The following is a 20,648-nucleotide window of genomic DNA, read 5'->3' on the forward strand; positions in this document are numbered from 1 at the left end:
CGGATTGACCGCGTCGAACGGGCGACGACCGGGGCGACGCGCACGGCACCGCTGCTTGCGGCGGCCTCATCCACTCCGGGTCACGCCCCGTCGCCGTCCTGCGGGCGCAGCCCCCTGGCCTTCTCCCGCAGGACGAACTTCCGGACCTTCCCCACGGGGTTGCGCGGGAGGGCCGCGAGGTGTTCGAGCCGCTCCGGCCAGTACTGCTTCGCCACCTGGTGCGCGTCCAGGTGGCGACGCATGTCGGCGAAGGTGAACCGCGCGCCGCCCGACGGCACCACGAACGCGCAGGCGCGCTCGCCGAGGCGGTCGTCCGGCATCGCGACGACCGCCACGTCCGCCACCGAGGGGTGGGCGAGTAGCAGTTGCTCCACCTCGGCGACCGGGACCTTCTCCCCGCCGCGGTTGATCACGTCCTTCTCCCGTCCGGTGATCCGCACGAAGCCCGCCTCGTCGAGCACGGCGAGATCGCCGGTGCGGTACCAGCCGTCCGGTGTGAACGCTTCCGCTGTCAGGTCGGGGCGGCCGAGGTAGCCGTCGAAGACCGTCGGCGAGCTCAGTTCGAAATTGCCCTCGCGGCCGGGCGGGAGGACGTTCCCCCCGTCGTCCGTGACGCGCAGGCGGACACCGTCCAGTGCGCGTCCGTCGGTGCCCCGGCGCTGTGCGGGCGGGTCGGAAGGTGCGGAGAGCGCGGCGAGGCAGGTCTCGGTGGTGCCGAAGGCGCCGCAGACCTTCACCCCGAGCACCCGGTCGGCCCGCTCGGCGAGGGCGCGCGGCACGGTCGCGCCCGTGGCCACGAAGATGCGCAGATGGCGCGGGGGTTCGCCGCCCTCCTCCACCGCCCTCAACAGGTCGGAGAGGAAGGGCGTCGCGGCCTGGACGAAGGTCGCCCGGTGGTCGTTGAGCGAGGCGAGAGCGCGCTCCGCGTCCCACTCGGCCTGGAGGATCTGCGGCGCCCCGAGCACGGTGGCCAGCACCATCCCGTAGAGGAACCCCGTCTGGTGGGCGAGCGGTGACGGCACCCAGACGGTGTCCCCCTCTCCGAGGCCGAGGTGCGCGACCTCCATCGTGACGGCCTTCACCAAGGTCGCCGACGTCTGTGCAACGCCCTTGGGCTCGCCGGTCGTACCCGAGGTGAAGAGGAGCTGGGCCGCCGCGCCCGCCTCGGACCTGGCGGCGTCGAGCGCCGCGCGGTCCACCTCCGTCGCCGCCAGGGCCGCCGTCCAGCCGTGCACGGTGACGCCGTCGGCGGAGCTCTGCGGGAGCCGGCTCCGGCCGCCCGAGCGGGATACCACCACGAGGTGGCGCAGCCGTTCCGACGCCTCCCCGCGAGCCGCGAGAGCGAGCGCCTCGTCCGCGAGGCTGCGGGAGCGGTGCCCGTCGACGACGACCAGCACGCGCGCCGCCGACCTGCGCAGCACGAAGCCGAGTTCACGTGCCCTGAAGAACGGCATGACCGGGCAGCAGACCGCGCCGATCCGCAGCGCCGCGAGGGAGAGCACCACGAACTCGGAGCGGTTCGGTAGCTGGTAGACGACGTGCTCACCAGGGCGCACCCCCAGCCGCAGCAGCAGCGAGGCCGCCCGGTCGACCCGCTCCGCGAGTGCCCGCCAGGTGACCACGCGCCGGCCGTCCTCGGCGACGTCCACGACAGCCGGCGCGCCCGGCCGGGCCGCCGCATGCCGGGCCAGCCACTGGGGCAGCGTCGTCCGGGCGGCGGTGTCCGGCCGCCCCGTCCCGCGGCGGGGCCGCCTGGCAGGGCCGTCCGCCACCGTCATGGGCACGCCGACGGCGTTCATCGCGGTGAGGAAGTCCGGGTACGAGATGCGGTACGCGTGGGGGAAGGTGAGGGCGGAGCGGCCCTGCGCCCGCGAGGCCGCCACGGCCAGCGACATCAGAACGCGGTGGTCGTTGTAGGTGGAGAGCCCCGCGCCCGCGAGCCCTTCGACACCGTTCACCCGCAGCACGTCGCCGGTGAGCGCCAGGTCGCCGCCCATGGAGTTGAGCTGGAGGACCGCCCCCGCGCGGTCGGACTCCTTGAGCCGGGTGTGCCCGACGTTCCGGAAGACGGACTCGCCCTGCGCGAAGGTACCGAGCACCGAGAGGACCGGCAGCATGTCGGGGACGTCGCTGCAGTCGACGTCGACGGCCTTGAGTAGCGGCGCGTCCTGCCTGATGCGCACGCCCCCGGCCGCCGGCTCCATCGGTACGCCCATGGCCCGTGCGATGTCGAGGAAGTGGAACTCGGGGTGGTCGGCGGGTCCGCCGTCCAGGCTGGTGAGACCGCGGAGCAGGACGTCGGACGGGTGGAGCGCGGCCGCGGCGACGCCGAAGGCGGCGGAGCCGACGTCGGGCGGCAGCGCCAGTTCCGTCGGCTGCGCCTTCTGGCCCGGGGGCAGCGTGAAGCGTCGCCAGTCCGGCGAGACGGTCACCTCCAGGCCGAACCGCCGCATCATCGCGACGGTCAGCTCCAGGTAGGTGCGCTCGTTGAGCTCCCCCTCCACCTCGACGACCGTGGGTCCCGCGGCGAACGGCGCCAGCAGCAGCACGCCGGACACCCACTGCGACAGGGTCCCGGGGAGGGTCACCCTCCCCCCGGCCGGCCGTCCGGCGCGGACGTGGACAGGAGGGCAGTCGTCGGCCGCTCCGAGCGCCACGCCAAGCTGCTCCAGCGCCCGCAGCAGGGGGCCCACCGGGCGGCGCCTGAAGTACCGCTGGCCGGTGAGCGAGACGTCCCGGTCCGACAGGCAGGCGAGCCCGGCCATGAAGTACAGGGTGGTGCCCGAGCTGCCGGCCGAGAGCGTGGCCCGCCTCGGCCGGTACCGCCCGCCGAGGCCGCGTACCAGGAACGTGTCGCCGCTCCTGCTGATCGGCACACCGAGCCCGCGGAGCAGTCGCACGGTGTAGTCGACGTGGCGCGCGTCGGTGAGTCCGTGGATGCGGCTCTCACCGTCCGCAAGAGAGGCGAGGACCAGCGCCCGGTGCGCGTGGTATTTCGAGTTCGGCACGAGGATTTCACCGGTCACCCGATGCTGGATTCCGTCGACGAGAAGATGCATGGGTGTTCTCGCTCCTAGGCTTCGGCACCTGGAATTGCGCCGGATGCATCCGGTGGCGGATCTCCGCATACCGGCCCGCGACACGCGCAGCAGGGACCGAACAGCCGCCCTGGCGATGCTCCCGCTGCCGTCCGCGCGCAAGCAGCCCCTAACCGCCCCTATCCGCACGGTCCCGCTCCGGACACCGAAGGAAGGCGGCAATCCTCGCGTCCCCTACCGCAGTTCGCCCTCCCCCGCTTTCGTCCGAACAGAACGGCGACACCGGCGGCGCGGTTAAGGAGTTTCCCCGCCCTGGAAAAAACGAGTAGAGCCGAATAGGGCGAGGCGCATTCGAGGGGGAAGGTTGCTGACCATCAACATGGCAGTACTGCTGGCGCTCGTCGTCGTCCTGCGACTGCGACGGCGTGTGGAGGCGAGAAGCCGCTCCGACGAGAAGCTCACCGTCGTCCTCGTCCTGCTGCTCGGGCTCCTCCTCGCACCGACCGACCTCGGGCAGGGACTCGTCCGCGTGCTGCGGGAACTCGTGGAGAGCGTCTCGTCCGTGCAGATGTGATCCGGGTTCCGGCGGGCACCTCGTCGCCGGCCGGGTTGTCGGGGCGCTTTCGCCGGTGAACTCCATGTGGTCGTACGGGTGCAGTGAGTGCTGAGGAGTGGAAGGAAAGGGTTCCGGCGCGGCGGAAGGAGACGCCCAACGCAATGCGCCGGGAGCCGCCCGGCGGCCAACTCGACTTCAACGGCCTGGCGTTGGCCGCACGGATGAGGCGGCCGGCAAGGACCTCGGTGGCCGACGGTGGAGGGCGGGGGCCGCCTCCGTCTCGATGGGCCGCCGCCGGGGCTTGCGGACCTCCGGCTCGGGGGCCGTCCGATCCCGAGGGGGGTGAGCGAGCACCCCCTGAAGTGCTGTAGTGTTCTTTGTGCGCGAGCGGGGCGGAGAAGCCCCGAACCACTCGGACAGCACCGGGACGTGGCGCAGTTTGGTAGCGCACTTGACTGGGGGTCAAGGGGTCGTGGGTTCAAATCCCGCCGTCCCGACACTGGTCAAAGGCTCCTTGTGATCTTCACAAGGAGCCTTTGGCGTTGCACGGAAGGTCGCGCCCTTGATCCGTGCGGGGCGTCGAGCGTGGTGGCGTCCGTCTCCTGCGCGAGCAGCTCAGGGCCTCGGAGATCGTGTGTGCGCTGCTGTCCGTAGCGGGAGTCGACGCCGAGTAATGCCGAGCTGCCCCATGTCTCGGAGCGACGGCTCGGGAGGCGCACACCGGCATCCGCTCGATGTGCGGATCTCGCTCGTTCCGCGTCGGTGCCTCGCAGTCGGTGCCGAGCCGGATGAGGGCGGAACTGCCCTTCGGAGTAGTGCGGTTGGGACGGGCGACAGGGCGTGCGGACAGCCGGACTGCGCTCCGGCCGAGAGTCGGCGAACATGCTCAGGTCAGCGGCAGGTCCACGAGCATCACGGCGAAGACCGGGGAGTCCGGGAACGGCTGGTCCTCCCCGATCTTCCGGTAGCCCCAGGACTCGTACAGTGCTTGGACTTTGGGATGCGTCACGTCCACGAGCAGCGCAGCCAGGTGTTCGTTCCTGGCGTCCATCAGTGCGCGGTGCAGCCGTTCCCCCGCGCCCGTCTTACGCCACCGCTCGCGCACCATCAGCTCGGAGAAGTGGAAGGTGCGCGGCTCCTCCGGCGCCGGGACCAGATGCTTCCGCCACCACTCGCGGTCGTCCTTGGCGGGAGCGCCGTAGGCGAAACCCGCCACCTCTCCTGCGTCGTACGCGATGACGCAGGCGAAGTCCGGGTGGGCGCCCCAGTGATCCACGAACCAGGGGAACTTCTGCCGGAAATCTTCGTCCGCCATGCGGTCGGCGTGCACGTCTGCGTGCACATCGATCAACGTCTGCCGAATCTTCGGCAGATCGTCGTGGCCGTAGTGGCGCAGTTCCAAGGCTGAGGTCATCGGACCTGGCTCCATTCTGCTCGGTAACGGTCCTTCCACTCTCGCGCGGTTTTGGAACCCGGCGAGAAAGTGGTCAAGTCGCGGTAGAAATCCCCGAGATACGAGCGCATCCGGCCAGGTAGAGCATTGCCGTGCATCAGCACGAACACCTTTTCCGCCGTTGCGCACGCCTGGTCCGCGTCACCCTGGTGAAGCTGCGCGAGGGCGAGCTGCAAGGTGGCCAGTGCACGGTTTCGGCGATACTGCTGCGGGATGGCCGCCAGGGCGCGGTGCGAGGCCGCCTCCGCCACCGCCGCATCCCCGATCTTGTCCCGGACGACGGCAGTGATGGCCAGCAGCTCGGCAGGCCCGTAGAACGCCACCCAAGACGGCCTGTGCTCTCCCCAAGACGCCTTCGCCAGTGCCTCTTCCGCATAACCCAGCGACCGCAACGCGGCCCGCCGATCCCCCGTGCTGGAATGCCCGACGGCCGTACGTGCGTGGGCGAGGGAGGCGAACAAAGAGTCTCGGCGCGTGCCAGCGGTGGCCTGCGCCGCCTGGCCGGCGTCCACGGCTTGCGAGAACTCCCCGGCGTGCAACGCGAGCATGGCGTGCGAGTTCCACACGCGCAGCTCCGCCACGGGGTCCTTCGCCATGCCCGCCAGGTACAGCGCACGGTTCAGATGTCCGAGAGCCCGGTCGCTCTGGCGGGCATCCACGGCCGACCACGCGGCCGACGCCGTGTAGTTGGCGGCCACGCTGAAGAGGCGCTGCCGGATGCGCTGGGAAGTGGGCTGCTTCTGTAGTTCCAGGGCCTCGGTGGCGCCTGCCAGGGCGGACCGCTCCAACGTCTCGTGTCCGCCCACCGAGGCGTCCAAGGCCGTCAAGGAGTCCAGCCCGCTACGGAGCCGCATCACATCGGCGGTACCGACCGCGTGCGGCCGGGCGGCGACCAGGGGCACGACGGCAGCGGTAGTGCCGGTGGCGGCGGTAAGGAAATCTCTGCGGTGCACGAGGTCCTCCGTCCTGGTAGCGCTCCGTCTGCCCGCCGGGGGTCTGAAGCCCAGTTCCTCGGCATTGCAGCCGAAGACTGCTTCGAGGGCCTCACGCTGCCGCGGGTGCGGCCAGTGCGTCTTTCCAGCCAGCCAGTGCCGCACCGTGCGGTCACTCACCGTTCCCTCTCGGCCGAGCGAGCGCAGGTACTCATTCACAGCCTCCGCCAACTCCGCCTGCGTCAGCCCTGCTTCGCCGACGGCGTCCGCCAACCGCCTGTTCGCGTCCACGACTTCAAGGTAGCGCGGTAGCGGGAATCCGGTATGGGAGGAGCTGCGAAATTTCCGGTTGCCCACCGTGCACGGCAGCCCGACCTTTCCTCACGGAACGTGACAGGTCGTCGTTGACTGAAGGACAGGCCGCCACCGGAAGCGACGAGGCGGCCGGCAGGCGTGGCTCGCCCGTACAGGGACGGGCCGCACCTCCGCTCACCGACGAGGGGTCCTGACGACCGTGACCACCACATCCCGACCGCCCCGCCCGCCGGGCCGCAGTGAGACCCTGCCGCGGAAGCCCGAAAGCGCGGCTGCCGCGCGGCGCCTGGTGCGCGCCGCCTGTACCGCGTGGGGGCTGGAGAGACTGGCCGACGACAGCGCCCTGGTCGTGACGGAGTTGGTGGCCAACGCGGTCCGGCACGCCAGGCGCGCGAGCATCCGCGTGGTCGTGGCGCGCCCCGCGCCAGGCACCGTGCGCCTGGCTGTCGCGGACCTCTCCCGCGCCCTGCCCGTGCCGTGCGTGCCGGAGGGCGAGGAGGAGGACGGGCGTGGTCTGACGCTCGTGGCGGCCCTGGCAGACGACTGGGGCACGGACGAGCGCCACTGGGGCAAAATCGTCTGGGCGGTGGTGAGTTGAACTCCCCTCCCGGGAGCTTGGGGAGGCGTCCGCGCTCGGTCAGCGGGCGCCCGGTGTGCGTCTCCACGAGCCCTGCGCCTCCCGCTGCGGCGAAACACACGCTCCCCCCTACCCTGGGAGAGAACACGCACAAGTCGATCCGGTTACGGAGGCAACAGTGTCGAACACGGTGACGAGCCCACTCTCCGAGGCCGATCTCAAGGTGGTGGGCGAGGCGTTGCAAGGTGCGCTCGTCGATCTCGTCGACCTGTCGCTGGTGGCGAAGCAGGTGCACTGGAACGTCGTGGGGCCGGGCTTCCGTTCGGTCCACCTCCAGCTCGACGAGGTCGTCGCGACGGCTCGGGAGTACACGGACACGGTCGCCGAGCGGGCCTCGACGCTCGGTGTTCCGCCGGACGGACGCACGGAGACGGTCGCGCAGAGCAGTGGCCTGGAGAAGGTGCCGTCGGGCTGGATCAAGGACGCGGACGCGGTCTCGCTCCTCGTCTCGGCCCTCGGAACGGTGATAGGCCGGATGCGCGAGCGGATCGAGGCGACGGACGCGCCGGACCCGGTGAGCCAGGACGTCCTCATCGCGGCGACTGCCGAACTGGAGAAGCAGCACTGGATGTTCCAGGCCGCCAGCGTCTGAGCACTCCGCACGGAGCCGCCGCCGGGCGCGAACTCCCCACCGCTGCGGGGAGGTTGGCCCGGCGACGGGTCCGCGCCGCCCGGTCGCGCGGGGGAGCCGCCCGGCCCCGGCGGAGAAGGGCTCGGGTTCACCGACCCGAGTATGAGACGCCGCCGCTGACCCCGCCCGGTGCGGTGGAACTGGGGCTCGCCGTCGGGCCGTTCGGACGGACGCACGGTGGGACTCCAGCCCGGCGGCGGGTGGCCCCGCGGCACGTGGGCCACCGAGGACGCACTCGGCCGACTCGCCGAGCTGCGCGGGGACTTGCAGTGGAGGTACTCGACGGCGACCGGGCTCCCTCGGCGGTACGCGACCGCGAGGGCGAGCATGTCGACCTGTTCCTCAAGCCCTTCCGCACCCGCCGCACGCGGACGGACGCCGGCCTCCTGGCCGACCGCACCGACCAGTCGTTCGTCCGCCACAACCGCAGCATCCGCACCGACGACGGTGAACACGTCACGGTGGACGGCCTACCGGGCCGGCCGAGGAGATCCGCATGCGCTGGTGAGCGCACAGGACCGCCGCGGACACCGGCCAGGGTCCGGCGTCCGCGGCGGTCGGTCGGTCATGTGCGGGCGGGTGTCTCCGTGAGCGCCGCGTCGGCCTCGGTGAGGTAGTCGCTGAGGTCGTTGGGCGTACGGGAGGTGACGAGGGTCCAGCCGCTCGCGTCGTCCCGGGAGACCGACTGGTCCACCCAACTGCCGCCTGCATTGCGGATGTCCGTCTCCAGCGACGGGTAGGAGGTGAGCGTCTTGCCGCCCACCTCGGCGCCCTCGACGAGCAGCCAGGGACCGTGGCAGATCGCGGCGACCGGACGCCCGGAGCTCGTGAAGGAGCGCAGCACCTCCACGGCGGCGTCGTTGAGCCGGAGGCTGTCCGCGTTGAGGGTGCCGCCCGAGACGTGGAGCAGGTCGTAGGAGGCCGGATCGACCTCCTCCAGGGTGAGATCGGGCTCGACCCGCTGGCCGTTCTCCTTGTCGCCGACGAGCGTCTGGACGGGCTCGGCGGAGACGGCGGCGACGTCGACCTCCGCGCCCCTGTCCCTGAAGTGCTCCACGGGCACGACCAGTTCGTCCTGCTCGACTCCGTAGTTGGAGACGATGGCCAGGACTCGGTGGCCGGTCAGATCGTTGTCAGACATCGTCTGCCTCCTCGGTGCCGTCTGGGATGTGCACCTTCCGAGCGGGTTGCACGGGAGGCCGGGGCCCAAACGGGCCGCGCCGGCCGTCCTCACGCGGCGTGCCGCTCCTGCTCCGTGCCACCGAGCGCATCGACGAGCTGCTCCCGCGTCATCTTCGAGCGTCCCTGTACGTCCTGCTCGGTCGCCCGCCGGTACAGCTCTTCCTTGCTGAGGCCCGAGAGGTCCGTGCCCTGCGAGCGACGCCCGCCGCTCCGCCCGCGCCCCGAGCGCCCGGACTCGGCGCCGCGCTTGCCCTTCGCCTGGTCGAGGCTGCGTTGCAGGTCGGCCGTGAGGTCGACCACGTTGCTCGCCTGCGGTGCCTTCTCCTCGACGACGAACTCCTCGCCCTTCCGCTTCGCCTCGACCAGCTCCCCGACGCGTTCGGCGTAGGTGTCCCGGTAGTCTTCGGGCCGCCACGGGACGGCCAGCGCATCGACGAGCTGCTCCGCGGTCTGCAACTCCTTGCCCCTGCCGGCCCTGCGCTTCGGCAGTGCGGGCAACTCCTGCGCCGGGTCGCGCACTTCGTCGGCCCAGTGCAGCGTCTGGAGCACCAGCACGTCGTCCTGCGGGCGGAGCGCCACGAGGTACTCCTTGCTGCGCATCACGAAGGTGGCGATGCCCATCCGCGAGGTGTCGGCGAGCGCGGAGCGGAGCAACTCGTAGACGTTCGCGTACTGTTCGCCCTTGGGGGCGAGGTAGTAGGTGCGGTCGAAGTAGACGGGAGCCACCTCGTCGACGCCGACGAAGCCGCTGATCTCGATCGCCTTCGACTTGCGCGGGGCGATCTCGTCGAGCTCCTTCGGCTCGACGACGACGTACTCGCCGTCCGCGTCGTATCCCTTGACGATGTCCCGGTAGTCGACGTCCTTCCCGGTGCGCTCGTTGACCCGCCGCTGCCGGACCCGGTCGCCGCTCCCACGCGTCAACTGGCGGAACGGGATCGTATGGCTGTCGGTCGCGGTGAAGAGCTGCACGGGCACGGTGACCAGCCCGAAGGTGACGACACCGCTCCAGATCGGGCGCGCCATGACGGCCTGCCTTCCTCACGACACGGGTGGACGCCGCCCGGGTTCCCGTGCCCGCAACGCCCTAACGCGCTCACCCCGAGGCGAGCCGTACGGCGAGGACGCCGTCCTCCACCTGCGTCTCGAAGCACGGCTGGGGCGCGGTCGCCGGTCCTGACATGTTGTGCCCATCGCTCAGCCGGAAGGCGCTCCCGTGCCAGGGGCATTTCACGCAGCCGTCCTCGACGGTGCCTTGGGAGAGCGGCCCCGAGGCGTGGCTGCACCGGTCGGCGAGGACGTGGGCGCCCTCGTCCGTGCGGAAGACGAGGACGGGAACCTCGCCGAGCATCCGGTGGACGGGGGTGCGCAGGGGGAAGCCGTCGAGGCGTCCGAGCGCGTGCCAGCCCGACTCCGCGACGTACGGGACGGGTTCGGCCTTGTTGGTGCCGGTGGCCTGCCGGTACGCCATGTGACCGCCGAGGAGCGCGCCGGCGCCGGCCGTGAGGAGCCCCGCGTAGCCGAGCGTGCGCCCGCGCCCGTGGCGTCCGCGTACGCGGGCGGTGAAGGACGCGGTGTAGAGGCCGAGCGCAAGGTAGTTGCAGGCGGCGTGGACAAGACCGGTACGCAACTGCGGCGGGTGCTGCTCGCTCCAGTCCACCCAGCCGGCGAGTGACGCGGGCCCCGCGGCGAGGACACCGGTTCCGGTGAGCGTGGTGGCGGCCCGCCTCGTGCCGGGGAGCAGGTCGAGGACGCCCGTGGAGAGCCAGGCGCCGACCGGCAAGTGGACGAGCGCGGGGTGGAGCGGGTGGCCGAAGGGGTGGCCGCGCAACAGGTCGCGGGCGGCGCCGAGGGGCACGGCGCGGATGGCCTGCCGTAGCGGGTTGGCGACGGTGTCGAGCGCACGGACCCGGCCGAGCGCGTCGAGTGCGCGGGGCAGCGGCGCGAGCGCGTCGTCCGCGGCCGCGGTGCGCGTGGAGGGGTCGGGGTGCCGGACGAGGAGGGGAATGCGCATACGCCTCGGTTGCCGCACGAGCACGGCCCGCAAACGGAGCGCGCAGTTCCGCACTCCACCGGCGGCCCCGCGCGGCGTTTGGTGCGCGCCGGCACCCGGAACCCGCAGCCGGTGAGAGCGTCCCGACGGGGTCGGGCCGCGGACGCGTACGGAGGTGCCCCGTGCCCGAACTCCCCGATGTCGAGGCCGACCGCACGGTGCTGCGCGACTGCGCCACCCACCGCACCATCGACCGCGTCGACGTGCACGACGCAGGCGTCGTCCACGGCGTCACGCCGCAGGAGCTCAGCCGCAGGCTCGTGGGAAGGCGCTTCACCCGCGCCGAGCGGCGCGGCAAGTGGCTGCTGGCGCACACCGGCGGTCCGACGCTCCTCCTCCACTTCGGCATGACGGGCGAGCTGCACTGCTGCTCTCCCGAGGAGGAGCTCCATCCGCACGACCGCGTCGTCTTCGCGCTCGGCCGCCACCGCGAACTCCGCTTCCGCGACCAGCGGAAGCTCAAGGGCATGTGGCTCTACGACGAGCCGGACTCCGCGCCCGAGCTGCGCGGCCAGGGCCCCGACGCGCTGACGGTGAGCCGCGGCGACTTCGTGGCGGCGCTCGCGGGGCGGCGGGGCAGCCTCAAGTCGGCGCTGATGGACCAGTCCGTCGTCGCCGGGCTCGGCAACCTCCTCGCCGACGAGGTCCTCTGGCGTGCCCGCCTCGCACCGGACCACCCCACGGCCGAGCTCGACGACAGCGCCCTCGCCGACCTCCGCACCACGATGCGCCGCACCCTGTCCGAGTCGCTGCCGACCGGCCGCGTGCCCGCCGCCGAGGGGTGGCTCACCGGTCGGCGCGGCGACTCCGACGCGACGTGCCCGCGGTGCGGCACCCGGCTGCGCGAGGGCCGCGTCGCGGGACGCACCACCGTGTGGTGCCCGCACTGCCAACCGGAGTGAGGGCACCGCACGCCCGTACGCAGGCGGTCCGTTGGCGCGGGCGCCGGGGAGGCGACACCGTGGCGAGGAGGGGGGCCGCAGCCGCGCTAGGAGGCGCCGCAGATGTCCGAAGACCCGCTGCCCCTGCCCGACTACGACCAGCTCCCCGCCGCCAGCATCGAGTACCGCATCCGCCCGCTCGACCGCCGCGACGTGCAGCGGTTGCTCGACCACGAGCGCGAGCACGCGGCGAGGCCGCAGGTCGAGGCGTTCCTCACCGCGCGGCTCCGCGAGCTCGATGCGGGCGCCCGGCCGAGCGGCGGTGACCCGGAGGCCGAGCAGCCGGACCTTCCCGAGTCCTCGGCGCACGGGTCCGCCGCCTCGCCGGACCGCGCGGCAGAGCCGGGGGAGCCGCTCCGGCACGGGAAGTACAGCTTCTGACCCGGCCGGCCGGAACGCACGGCGCCGCGGAGGACGCACCTCCGCGGCGTCGTGCGTGCGTCCTCAGGCGCCGGGCTTGAGGAGCACCTTCGTCCAGCCGTCCTCGCGCCGGTCGAAGCGACGGTAGGCGTCGGGGGCGTCGGTGAGGGGGACGCGCTGGGAGACGACGAAGCTCGGCTCGGCGCGGCCCGCGATGATCAGGTCGCGGAGCTGCCTGTTGTACCGCTTCACGTTCGCCTGGCCCGTTCCCATCCGGAGGCCCTTCTCGAAGAACCGGCCGACCTTGAAGAGGAGTTCGCCCTGCCGGGCGCTCTCCGTCGGCCCGCCGGGGTCGGACGGCAGGTAGAGGCCGACGACGCCGAGCGTGCCGGTGGCGCGGACCGACTCGACGAGCCCGTTGAGCACGATGGCGGGCTGCTCGTCGCCCTCGGCCGCCGTCGCCTGGTAGCCGACCGCGTCGATGCCCTTGTCCGTGCCCTCGCCTCCGGTCTGCTCCCTGATCTGCTCGGCGGGGTCCCCACCGCTGAAGTCGACGGGCACGGCGCCGATGCGCTCGGCGAGCCGCAGCCGGTCGGGCTGCTTGTCGACGACGAAGACGCGCGAGGCGCCGCGCAGCAGTGCGGAGTACGCGGCCATCAGGCCGACGGGGCCCGCTCCGTAGACGCAGACGGACTCGCCGGGCGAGACCGCCGCGAGTTCGGTGGCGTGGTAACCCGTCGGGAAGATGTCCGCGAGGAGCGCGAAGTCGTCCTCGTGCTCCTCGCCCGGGGGAAGCCTGAGGCAGTTGAAGTCGGCGAACGGCACCCTCAGGTACTCGGCCTGGCCGCCGCGATAGGGGCCCATGGAGACGTAGCCGTAGGCGCCGCCCGCGAACCCGGGGTTGACGGTGAGGCAGAACGCCGTGTTCCCGGCGAGGCAGTTGCGGCAGAAGCCGCACGCGACGTTGAACGGGAGGACGACGCGGTCCCCCTTGTGCACACTGGCGACCCCGGAGCCCACCTCCTCGACGATCCCCATGTTCTCGTGGCCGAAGACGATGCCCGACTCAGCGCCGGTCCGCCCCTCGTACATGTGCAGGTCGGACCCGCAGATCGCGGAGGTGGTCACCCTGATCACGACATCGGTCGGATCCTCGATCCTGGCGTCCTCGACCTCTTCGACGGCGACGTCGAACGGCTCCTGGTACACAACAGCTTTCACTGGTGCCTCCTAGTCGGCAGCCGGCGGTGTGCGGGCAGGGAGTGCCGCGGCACCCCCTGCACCGAGTGGCCCGTTGCGCCCCGATTACACATGGCCCTCCCCCGGGATGGGTCCCCGCTGCGGGGCGCCGGGATGCGCGCGACAGTGGAGGGGGCGCCCCGGCGCACGCGCGGGTGTCCGGCTGGAGGCGAGATGAGCGGACTGCTGGAGACGCTGCCCGAGGAGAAACGCCGGCTGCTGCGCGAGGCCCCGCCGGGCGAGCGCCTCGCGGCCGAGCCGATGCGCGCGCAGCTCAGCGACCGGCGCGAGTTCGACGACGCATGGCTCTTCGAGCGGAAGCTCGACGGGGTGCGCCTGCTCGCCGTCCGCGACTCCGGCCGCGTCCGCCTCCTGTCGCGCACCGGGAAGCGGCTCGACGAGACCTACCCGGAGGTGCTGGAGGCGCTCCAGGCGCAGGAGTGCGCGGACTTCACCGTCGACGGCGAGGTGGTCGCCTTCTCGCACGGGCGCACCGACTTCTCCCGGCTCCAGCAGCGGATGCAGCTCACCCGGGCATGGCAGGCGCGTTCCAGCGGCGTCGCCGTCACCTACTTCCTCTTCGACCTGCTGCGGCTCGACGGCGCCGACCTGACGCAACTCCCGCTGCGCGCCCGCAAGTCCCTGCTGCGCCGCGCCCTCGACTTCGACTCCCCGCTCCGCTTCACCGCGCACCGCAACACCGCGTCCCTGCGGGAGGCGTGCGACCGCGGCTGGGAAGGGCTGATCGCCAAGCGTGCCGACGGACGCTACCTCGGCAGGCGCTCCTCGGACTGGCTGAAGCTCAAGTGCGAGCGGGGGCAGGAGACGGTCGTCGGCGGTTTCACCGAACCGGCCGGGAGCCGCGCCGGCTTCGGCGCCCTGCTCGTCGGCTACTACGAGGGCAGGAAGCTGCGGTACGCGGGCAAGGTCGGCACCGGGTACAGCGACCGCGTCCTGCGCGAGCTGCGCGCCCGGCTCGACGCGCTGGAGTGCGCCCGCTCGCCCTTCGCCGACCCGGTGCGCGAGCGCGGGGTGCACTGGGTACGCCCCGCACTCGTCGCGCAGGTCGGGTTCACCGAGTGGACGAGGGACGGATTCCTGCGCCATCCGCGGTACTTGGGGCTGCGCGACGACAAACGGCCGCAGGACGTGGTGCGCGAGCAGCCGGACGGGCAGGCGTAGGGCGCCGTTCCGCCGGGCGCGTGCGCCGCCGGTTCGCCGGCGTGCAGTGCCAAGGTGATCCCCGTACGTACGGGTGGCGCCCCCGGGCGCCCGTGCCTGACGGGAGGCGGACATGGATCGCCGCAGGCTCGCCGCGGCCACGGAGCCGGCAGGCTGGTGGGCGGGGCTCACCGGGCTGTGGCTCGTGCTCGTGGGACAGGTCGACGGCCTGGAGGTGCTCGTCGGGGGGTGCGCCGCGGTGGTCGCCGCAGGCGCCGGGTGCGCGGCACGGCGTACGGCGGCGAGGCGCCCGGGAAGCGGTGGCCCGTGAACGGCTGGCTCGCGGCGGCCTGCCTCCTGCTCGTGCTCGGGCTCGGCCCGGCGCTCTGCGGCGCCGTCGTCGGTCCGGTGCGCAGCAGGCTGCTCGCGCAGAACGTGGCGACGGTACTCGCCGCCCTCGTCCTGCTGCTCTCCTCGCCCGGCTACGACAGGCCCGCCTACCTCGACACCGCGCTCGTCCTCGCCGTGCTCGGACCTGCCGGCACCCTCGTCTACGAGCGGCTGCTCGCGGAGGACCTGCCGCGGGGCACGCCCTGGCCGGCGCTGGCGCGCGCCGCCTCGTGGGCGAGCGTCGCGGTGGTGCCGCCCGTCGTCGTGCCGGTCTGCTTCGCCGTGGCGCCGGGACGTACGACGGTGAAGGTGCTGGTGATCGGGGCGCTGCTGGTGGCGGGGAGCGCCGTGTGCGGGCGCGCACTCGCCAGGGCCCCGCGCACCGCGGTCGGGGAGGACTCGGGTGACTGAACTCCCCGTGCTCCTCGGCCTGTTGCTCGCCACCACCGCGGGCACGGCCGCCGCGCTCACGCGCGACCCCGTGCACCAGGCGCTGGTCCTCTCCGTCCTCGGGCTGGCGCTCGCCCTCCTCTTCACGCTCCTCCAGGCCCCGGACGTCGCCCTCTCCCAACTCGCCGTCGGCACCGTGCTGACGCCGCTGATGGTGCTGCTCTCGGTCCGCAAGGTGCGCCGCAGGCCGCGCGAGGATTCCCCGGCGGACGGGCGGGGTGGGAAGCGGTGAACAAGACGGTGCGCCTGTGGGTGCTGGGGGTCGGGTGCGCGGGCGTCGCCCTGCTGTTCGTCGGCGCCTTCCGGAGGCTTCCGGAGTTCGGCGGCTCCCACCACCCGTACGGCGCGAGAGCGGTCGCCGCGGCGTTGCACCGGCACACGGCGAACGTCGTCTCCTCCGTCAACTTCGACCAGCGTTCCTTCGACACCCTCGGGGAACAGGCGATCCTCTTCGGCGCCGTGCTCGGCACCGTCGTCGTGCTGCGGCAGGCCAGGGACGAACGCCGGGTGCCGCCCGAACCGGCCGTGGTCGCGCCGACGGTCCGCCGCTATGCGCTCGTCTCACTGCCGCTGACACTCCTCGTCGGCCTCTACGTCGTGGCGCACGGCCAACTCAGCCCGGGCGGCGGCTTCCAGGGCGGGCTCGTCGTCGCGACGGCGCTCCATCTGCTCTACGTCGCCGTCGACTACCGCGCGCTGGAGCGGCTCCGTCCCGTCCCCGTCTTCGCGCTCGCGGACGCCTTCGGGGACGTGGCCTACCTGCTGCTCGGCCTCGCCGGGCTCTTCGCCGGCGCGTCCTTCCTCGCCAACGTGCTGCCGCTCGGCACCTTCAACACGCTCGCCTCAGGCGGCCTCGTCCCGCTCCTCAACGCGGCGATCGGGATCGAGGTCGCCTCCGCCGCGGTGGTGCTCCTCGCCCAGTTCCTCGACCAGGCGCTGGAGCTCGTACCCCGGGAAGGGGAGCACCGGTGAACGAACGACGCACGGCGCAGAGGCGCATACGCCGGCGGGAGAGGCCCGCGCAACAGCCGTACACACAGCGCCCGTTGACCACCGAGAGACCCGCACCGTGAACCTCCTCCCCTTCCTCTGCGCCGGCTGGCTCTTCCTCGTCGGCTGCTACGCCCTCGCCACCAGCCGCAACCTGATCCACGCGGTGGGCGCCCTGGCGGTCTGCCAGTCCTCGACGTACGTGCTGCTGCTCGCGGTCGGCTACCGCAGCGGCGGCACGGCGCCCGTCTTCTCCGACGTGCCGCCCGGCGCACGCCCCGTCGTCGACCCGGTGGTGCAGGCGCTCACCCTCACCGACGTCGTCGTGGGCGCGACGGTGACGGCGCTGCTGCTCGCGCTCGTCGTGCAGATCGCCAAGCGGCACGGCACCGTCGACCCCGACGAGCTGCGGGAGTTGCGCGGGTGACGGCCGAGCGGATCCTGCCGCTGCTCGTCGCCGTCCCGCTGCTGGGGGCCGCGCTGCTCGTCGGTGCGGGGCGCTGGCTGCCGCGGTACACGGCCGACGTGTTCGGGCTCTTCGTCTCCGGCGGGACGGGCGCGCTCGCCGTGGCCCAACTCGTGGGCGTGCGCGGCGCCACGGGGCCCGTCGAGTGGGTCGCCGGCTGGCGTCCCGAGGGCGGCTCTGGGGTCGGCATCGTGCTCGTCGGCGACGGCGCCGGGCTCGGACTCGCCGCGCTGATCTCGGCGCTCGTCACCGCTGCGCTCGTGTACTCGCGGAGGTTCTTCGACGAACCCCCGCCGGGGCAGGCCGGCGCCTTCCCCGCGCTGCTGCTGCTCTTCCAAGCAGGCATGTGCGGATTCGTGCTCACGGGGGACCTCTTCAACGCGTTCGTCTTCTTCGAGCTGATGGGCGTCATCGCGTACGCACTCACCGGCTACCGCGTCGAGGAGGCCCGCGCGGTCCAGGGCGCGCTCACCTTCGGCTTCGTCAACTCCCTCGGCGGGTACGCCACTCTGCTGGGGATCGGCCTCCTCTACGCCCGCACGGGCGAGCTCGGGTTCGCGCAGATCGGCGCCGCTCTCGACGCGGCGGCCGGCGGCGGCGACGCGCTCGTCACCACCGGGTTCGCGCTCGTCGCGACGGGGCTGCTCGTCAAGGCGGCGGCCGTGCCCTTCCACTTCTGGCTGCCCGACGCGCACTCCGTCGCGCCGACGCCGGTGTGCATGCTGCTGTCCGGGGTCATGGTGGAGCTCGGTGTCTACGGGATCGCCCGGCTGTACTGGGCGACGTTCGCAGGTCCCGGCGGTGTGCCCGCCGCGGACGCGCACCGGGTGCTGCTGGTGCAGGGCGTGTTGACGGCCGTCCTCGGAGCCGTGATGTGCTGGCAGCAGCGGCACCTGAAGCGCCTCCTCGCCTTCTCCACGATCGCGCACACCGGGCTCTTCCTCACCGCGCTCTCCGCGCTCACGCCGGAGGCGGCCACGGGCGTCGGCGTCTACCTCGTCGCGCACGCCGGGGTGAAGGCCGCGCTCTTCGGGTGCGTGGGCGTCCTCCTCGACCGGTTCGGCAGCGTCGACGAGCGGGAGCTGCACGGGCGGGGGCGCGAACTGCGGTTCGTCGGTGTGCTCTTCGCGGTCGGCGGGTTGGCGCTCGCCGGGCTGCCCCCGTTCGGCACCGCGCTCGGCAAGGCGCTCTGCGAGGAGGCGGCGGGGCCGGGCGCGACGGTGCTCTTCGTCGCCGTCTCCGCGGTCACGGGCGCCGCGGTGCTGCGGACGGCGGCGGGCGTCTTCCTCGGCGCCGGTGAACCGCCCGCAGGGCCACCGCACTTCCCGCGGGCCGCGGCGCGCGGCCCGCGTACCGAGCATCGGTCGGCCGCAACCGGAGGTCGGGGAGCGGGCGAGTCCGGCACCTCGGACGAACACGACACCGCGCCCGGGCCCGAACAGGAGGGAGAGCCGGAGACGACCGGTTCCGGCGAGGAGCCCGAGACGGCGGGGCCCGTGACCCGCGCACCCGACAGCATGCTGGTCGCCACCACCGCGCTCCTCGCCGGTGGGCTCGCCGTCGGGTGCGTTCCCGCGCTCTGGCCGCACCTGGCCCACGCCGCCGACGGGCTCTCGGACCACTCCGCCTACATCGCCGCGGTGTTCGGCTCCCCGGAGACGCCGCCCGCGTCCACGGCGCCGAACTGGAAGGTGAGCGGCGTCCTGCTGGACCTTCTGGCGACGCTCCTCGCGCTCGTGCTCGCGCGCACCGCGCCGCGGATCACCGCGGGCACCCGCCGCGCCGCATGGGCCCGGCCGCTCCGCCGCCTCCACTCGGGACACGTCGGCGACTACGTCGCCTGCACCGTCGCCGGCATGGCGCTGCTCGGGCTGCTGCTGCGGTGAGGCGCTAGCGGGACCGCAGCGCCTCGACGGCGAGGCGGGCGGCCGTCCCGATGACGGCGTCGGCGGCGGGCAGGGCGGCGGCCGGGCTGCCCGCGCGGGTGAAGACGGCGACCGCGTACCGCCCGCCGTCGGGGTACTCGACGACGCCGACCTCGTTGCGCAGCGTCGGCGCGCTCCCCGTCTTCCCCGCGACATGGACGTCGTCGAAGGGGAACCCCGACGCCATCCGGTGCGGCCACACCTGGAGCCCGAGGAGCCGGCGCATCGCCGCGCAGTGTGCGGGGTTCGCCGCCTCGTCCCGCCAGACGGAGGCGAGGAGGCGCGTCATGTCCCTGGGCGTGCTGTGGTTGCTGCGCCGGGGGTCGAGCGCGCGGAGCCGTGCGACGACCTGCGGGTCGGCGAGGGCGCTCGGTCCTTCGGGGCCGACGTCGGCGCGGAGGGCGGCGAGGAACTCAGCGAAGGTGTGGAGGGCGCGGGTGCGGGTGAGGCCCAGCTCGCGCGTGGCCGCGTTGACGCTGTCGAGGCCGACCCGCTCCAGGAGGAGGTCGGCTGCCGTGTTGTCGCTGACGGAGACCATCAAGTAGGCGGCGTCGCGCAGGGAGAGGACGGCTTCGTCGAGCATGGCGGCGAGGCCGGTGGGCCCAGGGGTGCGGCCGGTCGGCGGGCAGTGCGTCCGCTCGGTGAGGTCGAGGCGGCCGGCCTCGGCCTCCCGGTGGAGCGCGACGAGCAGGGGGAGCTTGTGGACACTCGCGGTGACGACGGAGTGGTCGGCCCCGGCGTCGACTTGGGCGCCGGAGTCGATGTCGCGCGCGTGCAGCCAACCGGTGACGCCGGCCTCGGCGAAGGCGGCTTCGATGCGGGTGCGGTGCGGGTTCGTGGTCATATCCAGTACTCGGACGACGGGCGCAGGTGGAGCGGCCCGGCGGGCAGGTCGGGTCCGGCCGCCGTGCGGCCGAGGGCTTCGGTGACGGTCTCGGCGAAGGCGCGTACGGCGGCGTCGCCCCTCCCCCGCGGCCAGGCCGCCGAGTGGCGCCAGGCGAGCGGAGCTCCGGTGAGCGGGCGCCACGTCAGGTCCGGGTCGCGGCCCGGGTGCGCACCGAGCGGTGCGAAGGCGACGGCGCGGGAGGAGAGGAGGAGCCCGCGGGTGAAACTGGGACCGTGGCCGTTGCGGACGGCGGGCGGGGTGTAGCCGTGGCGGGCACAGGTGGTGAGGATCTCGTCGTGGACGGCCGGCGCGAGGGCGCGGGGGAAGAGGATGAGGTCGTGCCCGGAGAGCGCCGCGAGCGGGACCGTCTCCAGGTCGGCCGTCGGGGCGTCGCGGGGCAGCACGACGCCGAGTTCGTGGCGGAGGACGGGGGCGAGCTCCAAGCCGGCGACATCGCAGGGGTGGTGGAGGACGGCGACGTCCAGCTCGTGCGAGGCGAGACGGAGGAGCTGCTCGGCCGTGGACAGCTCGTGCAGCTCCAACTCGACGTCGGGGGTGCGCTCCCGGAGGCCGTCGAGGAGCACCGCGATCGTCTCGCCCGCGATGTCGGGCGGGAGGGCGGCGCGCAGGAGGCCGCTGCGGCCGTCGCTGAGGCGCCTCGCCGTGGCCGTCAAGGCCTCGGTCTGTGCGAGGAGTTGACGCGCCTCCTCCAGAAGGAGCGTGCCGCCCTTGGTGATCGAGACGCGGCGGCTTGTGCGCTCGAAGAGGCGGACGCCCCACTCCCGCTCCAGCCGCTGTATCCGCTGCGACAGAGGCGGCTGCGCCATGCCGAGACGCTCGGCGGCACGGCCGAAGTGTGACTCCTCTGCAACAGCCACGAAGCATCTCAGGTGCCGTATCAAGTCCACGACCAGCAACCATATCGGAGTCTTATCAATGTGCTTCCCATATCGGTCTTGGACGTGACGGCCGCCTTCCTGCTCTTCTCTCTCCGTGCGCCCCGTCCACGGGCGCCGAGGCCCGACCGTCCACGAAAGGCTGCA

Annotated in this window: 22 protein-coding genes and 1 tRNA gene; 14 read left to right on the plus strand and 9 right to left on the minus strand. The window is 72.9% G+C overall.

All coding sequences use genetic code 11. From position 1 onward, the window contains the following. Positions 1-80: 80 nt before the first annotated feature. On the minus strand, positions 81-3,059 hold the full coding sequence (aroA, locus tag F603_RS0112545) for a 3-phosphoshikimate 1-carboxyvinyltransferase (protein ID WP_019546354.1): 2,979 nt from the start codon (positions 3,057-3,059) through the stop codon (positions 81-83). Between the two features lie 343 nt (positions 3,060-3,402). On the opposite strand from aroA, the gene F603_RS0112550 reads away from it, so the two are divergent. Together F603_RS0112550 and F603_RS0112555 are read left to right on the plus strand one after the other, a co-directional pair. Further along, on the plus strand, positions 3,403-3,612 hold the full coding sequence (locus tag F603_RS0112550; protein WP_016909319.1) for a hypothetical protein: 210 nt from the start codon (positions 3,403-3,405) through the stop codon (positions 3,610-3,612). A gap of 405 nt (positions 3,613-4,017) precedes the next feature. Beyond that, positions 4,018-4,091: transfer RNA gene (locus tag F603_RS0112555), tRNA-Pro, on the plus strand. 389 nt (positions 4,092-4,480) lie between these two features. Here the strand turns inward: F603_RS0112555 and F603_RS0112565 are convergent. Then, positions 4,481-5,008: a GNAT family N-acetyltransferase gene (locus F603_RS0112565; RefSeq protein WP_019546356.1), complete on the minus strand. Its 528-nt coding sequence runs from the start codon at positions 5,006-5,008 to the stop codon at positions 4,481-4,483. Further along, positions 5,005-6,270 carry a helix-turn-helix transcriptional regulator gene (locus F603_RS0112570; RefSeq protein ID WP_019546357.1) on the minus strand — a complete coding sequence of 422 codons (1,266 nt, stop codon included), beginning with the start codon at positions 6,268-6,270 and terminating at the stop codon, positions 5,005-5,007. The genes F603_RS0112565 and F603_RS0112570 overlap by 4 nt, the downstream gene beginning before the upstream one ends. Before the next feature lie 214 nt (positions 6,271-6,484). On the opposite strand from F603_RS0112570, the gene F603_RS0112575 reads away from it, so the two are divergent. The 3 genes from F603_RS0112575 to F603_RS36645 all read left to right on the plus strand — a co-directional run bounded on the left by F603_RS0112575 (position 6,485) and on the right by F603_RS36645 (position 8,153). Further along, positions 6,485-6,892 (plus strand): ATP-binding protein, encoded by a 408-nt coding sequence (locus F603_RS0112575; RefSeq protein WP_026328365.1) that lies wholly within the window; start codon positions 6,485-6,487, stop codon positions 6,890-6,892. Between the two features lie 169 nt (positions 6,893-7,061). Continuing rightward, positions 7,062-7,523: a Dps family protein gene (locus F603_RS0112580; RefSeq protein ID WP_026328366.1), complete on the plus strand. Its 462-nt coding sequence runs from the start codon at positions 7,062-7,064 to the stop codon at positions 7,521-7,523. Between the two features lie 168 nt (positions 7,524-7,691). Then, positions 7,692-8,153, plus strand: coding sequence for a DUF2804 family protein (locus F603_RS36645; protein ID WP_469818058.1), 462 nt, complete (start codon positions 7,692-7,694; stop codon positions 8,151-8,153). Here F603_RS36645 and F603_RS0112590 read toward each other — a convergent pair. The 3 genes from F603_RS0112590 to F603_RS0112600 form a co-directional block, all read right to left on the minus strand. Beyond that, a complete protein-coding gene (locus F603_RS0112590) occupies positions 8,128-8,703 on the minus strand; it encodes a DJ-1/PfpI/YhbO family deglycase/protease (RefSeq protein ID WP_019546360.1) in 576 nt (191 codons plus the stop codon). The genes F603_RS36645 and F603_RS0112590 overlap by 26 nt on opposite strands. An 89-nt stretch (positions 8,704-8,792) precedes the next feature. Next, complete coding sequence (gene ku / locus F603_RS0112595) at positions 8,793-9,770, minus strand: non-homologous end joining protein Ku (protein WP_019546361.1); 978 nt, start codon at positions 9,768-9,770, stop codon at positions 8,793-8,795. 70 nt (positions 9,771-9,840) lie between these two features. Then, entirely contained in the window at positions 9,841-10,758 is a 918-nt protein-coding gene (locus tag F603_RS0112600; RefSeq protein WP_019546362.1) for a Rieske (2Fe-2S) protein, read from the minus strand. 161 nt (positions 10,759-10,919) lie between these two features. On the opposite strand from F603_RS0112600, the gene F603_RS0112605 reads away from it, so the two are divergent. Next, entirely contained in the window at positions 10,920-11,699 is a 780-nt protein-coding gene (locus F603_RS0112605) for an Fpg/Nei family DNA glycosylase (protein ID WP_019546363.1), read from the plus strand. 102 nt (positions 11,700-11,801) lie between these two features. Continuing rightward, positions 11,802-12,119, plus strand: coding sequence for a DUF8129 domain-containing protein (locus F603_RS0112610; RefSeq protein WP_019546364.1), 318 nt, complete (start codon positions 11,802-11,804; stop codon positions 12,117-12,119). Between the two features lie 63 nt (positions 12,120-12,182). Here F603_RS0112610 and F603_RS0112615 read toward each other — a convergent pair whose 3' ends face one another. Then, positions 12,183-13,319 carry a glutathione-independent formaldehyde dehydrogenase gene (locus F603_RS0112615; RefSeq protein WP_026328368.1) on the minus strand — a complete coding sequence of 379 codons (1,137 nt, stop codon included), beginning with the start codon at positions 13,317-13,319 and terminating at the stop codon, positions 12,183-12,185. A 192-nt stretch (positions 13,320-13,511) separates the two neighbouring features. Between F603_RS0112615 and ligD the strand changes: the two genes are divergently transcribed. The 7 genes from ligD to F603_RS0112650 all read left to right on the plus strand — a co-directional run bounded on the left by ligD (position 13,512) and on the right by F603_RS0112650 (position 18,680). Next, positions 13,512-14,519, plus strand: coding sequence for a non-homologous end-joining DNA ligase (ligD, locus tag F603_RS0112620; RefSeq protein WP_019546366.1), 1,008 nt, complete (start codon positions 13,512-13,514; stop codon positions 14,517-14,519). Positions 14,520-14,631: 112 nt separating this feature from the next. Continuing rightward, positions 14,632-14,829, plus strand: a complete 198-nt coding sequence (locus tag F603_RS0112625; protein ID WP_019546367.1) for a hypothetical protein — start codon at positions 14,632-14,634, stop codon at positions 14,827-14,829. Next, positions 14,826-15,299: an MrpF/PhaF family protein gene (locus tag F603_RS0112630; RefSeq protein ID WP_019546368.1), complete on the plus strand. Its 474-nt coding sequence runs from the start codon at positions 14,826-14,828 to the stop codon at positions 15,297-15,299. Before F603_RS0112625 ends, F603_RS0112630 begins: the two co-directional genes overlap by 4 nt. Further along, the gene (locus F603_RS0112635; protein ID WP_019546369.1) at positions 15,292-15,570 is read left to right on the plus strand and encodes a Na(+)/H(+) antiporter subunit B; all 279 of its coding nucleotides are present in this window, start codon (positions 15,292-15,294) and stop codon (positions 15,568-15,570) included. The genes F603_RS0112630 and F603_RS0112635 overlap by 8 nt, the downstream gene beginning before the upstream one ends. Next, positions 15,567-16,310 (plus strand): MnhB domain-containing protein, encoded by a 744-nt coding sequence (locus tag F603_RS0112640; protein ID WP_019546370.1) that lies wholly within the window; start codon positions 15,567-15,569, stop codon positions 16,308-16,310. Before F603_RS0112635 ends, F603_RS0112640 begins: the two co-directional genes overlap by 4 nt. A 97-nt stretch (positions 16,311-16,407) precedes the next feature. Continuing rightward, on the plus strand, positions 16,408-16,755 hold the full coding sequence (locus F603_RS0112645; RefSeq protein WP_019546371.1) for a sodium:proton antiporter: 348 nt from the start codon (positions 16,408-16,410) through the stop codon (positions 16,753-16,755). Then, positions 16,752-18,680 (plus strand): complex I subunit 5 family protein, encoded by a 1,929-nt coding sequence (locus F603_RS0112650; protein WP_019546372.1) that lies wholly within the window; start codon positions 16,752-16,754, stop codon positions 18,678-18,680. Before F603_RS0112645 ends, F603_RS0112650 begins: the two co-directional genes overlap by 4 nt. A 4-nt stretch (positions 18,681-18,684) precedes the next feature. On the opposite strand, the gene F603_RS0112655 is transcribed toward F603_RS0112650, so the two are convergent. Then, positions 18,685-19,563 carry a serine hydrolase gene (locus F603_RS0112655; protein WP_019546373.1) on the minus strand — a complete coding sequence of 293 codons (879 nt, stop codon included), beginning with the start codon at positions 19,561-19,563 and terminating at the stop codon, positions 18,685-18,687. Continuing rightward, complete coding sequence (locus F603_RS0112660; RefSeq protein ID WP_078503669.1) at positions 19,560-20,513, minus strand: LysR family transcriptional regulator; 954 nt, start codon at positions 20,511-20,513, stop codon at positions 19,560-19,562. The genes F603_RS0112655 and F603_RS0112660 overlap by 4 nt, the downstream gene beginning before the upstream one ends. Positions 20,514-20,648: the final 135 nt, after the last annotated feature.

Source organism: Streptomyces sulphureus DSM 40104 (assembly GCF_000381025.1).
In the GTDB taxonomy this organism is placed as follows: Bacteria; Actinomycetota; Actinomycetes; order Streptomycetales; family Streptomycetaceae; genus Streptomyces; species Streptomyces sulphureus.